Below are 4206 nucleotides of genomic sequence, written 5' to 3' on the forward strand. Positions count from 1 at the left end.
TCCCATTTCGTGTGTAAACTTAAGTTGAATTTACCGTTTGAACTTGGAATTGGATAAACTACCAGTCTTGGTTTATTCAATTCAAAATCATCGGTACCAAGTGAACCAACTTTCGTTAAAGTAACATAATCATAATTTGGTCCTGCACCACCACTTGGCATATTAAGTTCCAACACCCAAGTGCCTGCTTGTCAGTTTTTCTACTGACAGGTATTAGATAGAAATGCAGGTTATTTACACAGGATAAGGAGTCCTGCACTTTTGTGCAATTTTGAAGTAACATCTTTCTACAACTCCAAATCACAGGGAAGTACAGGATAGATATATTTGATATTTACATAACTTTAAGTAAATATTTCCCAGCTAGAATTAATTTTATTAACCACTTAAACTATTAACCATTATGCAAATGAAAAAACTATTTCTCTCAAGCATGCTGTGCCTGTCAATATTTATGGGTGCAGCTCAAACGATCACTTTGGACAAAACAGTAGTATCTGCAAACTGTTGGGCAACCAATCCGGTGATAGCGACCTCTACGCAACAAAATGCAATTGCGGTGTATCAAAATTTTGTGTATTTAACATATTATGATGCAACCACCAGAAAACTAACCATTGCCAGAAATAACAACAATGGCATAGGTTCAAACTGGGTATACGTTGAATTGCCACATACTTACGAACAGAGAAATGGCACATGGGATAATCACAATACCCCTAATATCATTGTATCACCTAATGATGGAAGGATTCATCTGGCTTTCGATATGCATGCCGGTGATCTTCGTTACATCATTTCCTCTCCCGGTGCGGCGACTGTAAGTGATGCAAACTTTAATGCGAGTTTATTCGGCCCTACTCAAAATTATTTGCAATCGAATCAAACCTTGATTGACAGGGTGACCTATCCACGATTTTTTGTCGGTGACGCCAATAAGTTGTTCTTTATGTACAGAGATGGAGGAAGTGGTAATGGGCATACCTTCCTGGTCAAGTATCGGGACGATGGATTTTGGGATGCACCGGTTAAGATAATTGATGCCAATTGGAATGGATCAACAAGGTGTGCCTACTTTAATGATGTTAACTTCAAAGATGGAAGAATTTACCTAACCTGGGTATGGAGGGAATCTCCTGATGGAGCGACCAATCATGATCTGATGTTTATGTACTCTGATGATAATGGTGTCACATGGAAAAATAGTGCTGGTAGTACTCAGACTCTGCCCGTAAATGTCGGAAACACTAGTATCATCGTTTCAAATATTGCACAAGATTCAGGGTTGGCAAATCACAATGGCTGTGCTGTAGATGGAAATGGTAATGTACATGTGGTCTTAAGGCATGGAAGCAATTATAAACATCATATCGGAATTAATAATGGAACCCAATTCAGTTGGTCTGATCAAGTTCTAGCCACATTCACAGGGGACCGCCCGAAAATATATGCCGATAGAGTTACTAATGACCTGTACTTTCTGGTACGTCAGGGAAGCAATAATTCTCTCCGATTATTTGAAACACCCTCAAATGGAGGCTTATTTAATCAGTGGTCAGAAATACATAACGACGCAGATTCATATAAAACCTCTGCTAACAGTGTGATGACTGCTTCCGGAGACAGGCTAATGAGTATGGTAGTTTCTAATGACAACCGACTTCAGCTGCTCAACTGGAACTTTGGAGCTCCAGCTAATAACCCGCCATTAGTGAGTATCACTACGCCTACGAATGGAGCGTCTTTCAATGATGGGGATGTTGTCACTATTTCAGCTGATGCTTCTGATAGCGATGGTACTTTAAGTCAGGTGGAATTTTTTGTGAATGGCATCAGTGCAGGAATTGATACCAACAGTCCATATTCGTTAAACTGGACTATCGGGGTTGGCTCTTATGATATTTCCGCGATTGCTACAGACAATGAATCGGCAACTGGTTCATCAAGTGTTGTTACTGTTACTGGTAATAGTACTGTCAATAATCCACCATCAGTGAGTATCACTTCGCCTGCCAATGGAGCATCTTTCAATGATGGGGATGTCATCACCATTTCAGCTGATGCCTCTGATAGCGATGGTACAGTAAGTCAGGTGGAATTTTTAGTGAATGGGATCAGTGCAGGAATTGATACCAGCAGTCCATATTCGATTAACTGGGCTATTGGGATTGGCTCTTATGACATTTCCGCGATTGCGACCGACAATGAATCGGCAACTGGATCATCAAGTATTGTGACCGTTACGGGTAACGGCACTAGTACTCCAACAGAAGCTTATGTTAATTCCATCGTCACAGAAAGCCAGTCAGAAGGCAAGGGGCAGAAACGTGGCGTAGCTACAGTGACCATTTTGGATGACACTGGTAACCCAGTTTCGGGTGCCACAGTTACGGGAACCTTTTCCGGTACCTTTAACGAAACCGTCAATGGTAGTACTGGTGCTGACGGAACAGTAACATTACTCACTTCATCCACTGCCAAGGGAGGGGTAACAGTCAACTTTTGCGTGGATAATGTAACGCATGCAACTCTGACATACAACAGTTCACTTAATGTGATTACATGCACAGGGTCGGGAGCTAGATTATCAAATGTACTATCGACAGATTCAGGTATAGAGGAAAATCAAAACGTTTCAGTGTATCCAAATCCTGCTACAGACCGGTTGTATATTACCTTGAAGGAAAATCATTCACAAGCGACTTTCAAGATATATAATCTTTCGGGTCAACTAATCATAGGTGGAAAAATTTCCAATTCTCTTAATACGATTAAGGTTGATGATTTACCAGTTGGTTTATACATCATTCAAACTTTTTACAATAATACTATTGAGAACTTTAAAGTAATGATCAAGGAATGATGTAATTCCTTACAATTTTATTACCCCCTAGCTAAGATAGGTGGCTGGGGGTTCTTTTTTCATCACAGTATAAATCTAAATTCTTTAATGAATAAATGATTCATAAGAATTATTAAATGCGGGTAGGTTGAAACAAGAGAAGATCAAGAAGAATCGGGTCAACGGTTCATCCAATTTAAACATCTGATAACAAAGAATAGACCATTAAATCATTAGTGAATGATACCTATCGACTTAAAACTGTGAAATCAGACAGGGGTTATCCTACAGAAAACATTTAGGAGAATATACTATAATTTACAAATTGGAAGGTTGAACGCTCACAATGAATGCTAACTCTTATCAATGCTAATGCTATAAGTGGTTTCAGGAATTGCACCAATATTTTGTAACCATCCAACTCGACCATCTTTATGCTGACATGTCTTTAGAGCATGCCAAGCTTTAATAACAGCAGGCGTATGTTTTTAGTCTAATAAGCCATTGTTAATTCCCCAAGTCAAGACAAAAGTGTCATAGCCCTTTCAATACTTAGGGGTTGGGTCATTATTATCATAATAAATTGAATGGTTATAATTATGTGTACATTCATTGGCCTTCCAAAACTGAAAACCTTGTTGTCTATTGCAGGGCGGTATAAAATTTTGTTTTCCGTGTCCAGCTATATACCACTTACCAATAAAACCTGTATCATACCCGGCTTTAGAAAATATTTTGCCCATGGAAACAGCATTGGTATCTAGCTGTACTTCATTCATAAATACCCCATTTGTTAATGGCGTATTGACCAGTTCATGTGTTTGTTACTTCGATTTTCAATTAATTTATTCCTTTTTTAATTACATTGCCAATTTCAATAGTATGTGACGGTGACCAACTTTATTAAACAAATGAATGTCTTGTAAACCTGCTTTTTTATAGCCTCTATATTTAGTAGTCAAAGTTTCTTTGCTAATGTTGTTTCCAATGCTATGAAACCCGGTTTCCAGACGATACAGTTGAAGGGTTTTTGAAATTTTTACTTAGTTCATTTAAAGTCAAAGAATCTGAACCAAATGACTACTTGTTGTTTTTGGGCTGGCATCCTAAAAATAAGTTTATAGCAAGAATTAGCGGAACTATACGTCGCATTAATTAGAAATCTTTACTATAGTAACAATAATCAAATGAATAAAGTATGCTGTTCAATCCTATAAATAGCCAGTAACTGATACTTATACCATAATATTAAACAAACAAGTTCTTACTACTTATACAATAACCTTTTGGTTATCCCTAAATCTGTTTTTAAAATATACATCCCTTTAGAAAAACCTGATATATTTATTGTTATACCTTCACCA

The 4206-nt window shown here is 37.8% G+C and carries 2 protein-coding genes; one reads left to right on the forward strand and one right to left on the reverse strand.

The genetic code is table 11. The features are described 5' to 3' along the window. Nucleotides 1-409 precede the first annotated feature (409 nt). A complete protein-coding gene (locus tag ACFO5O_RS14725; protein WP_387965158.1) occupies nt 410-2863 on the forward strand; it encodes a BNR-4 repeat-containing protein in 2454 nt (817 codons plus the stop codon). A 524-nt stretch (nt 2864-3387) separates the two neighbouring features. Here the strand turns inward: ACFO5O_RS14725 and ACFO5O_RS14730 are convergent. Continuing rightward, nucleotides 3388-3621 carry a sulfatase-like hydrolase/transferase gene (locus ACFO5O_RS14730; protein WP_387965160.1) on the reverse strand — a complete coding sequence of 78 codons (234 nt, stop codon included), beginning with the start codon at nt 3619-3621 and terminating at the stop codon, nt 3388-3390. Between the last annotated feature and the right edge of the window lie 585 nt (nt 3622-4206).

It is taken from the genome of Geojedonia litorea (assembly GCF_042654525.1).
In the GTDB taxonomy this organism is placed as follows: Bacteria; Bacteroidota; Bacteroidia; order Flavobacteriales; family Flavobacteriaceae; genus Geojedonia; species Geojedonia litorea.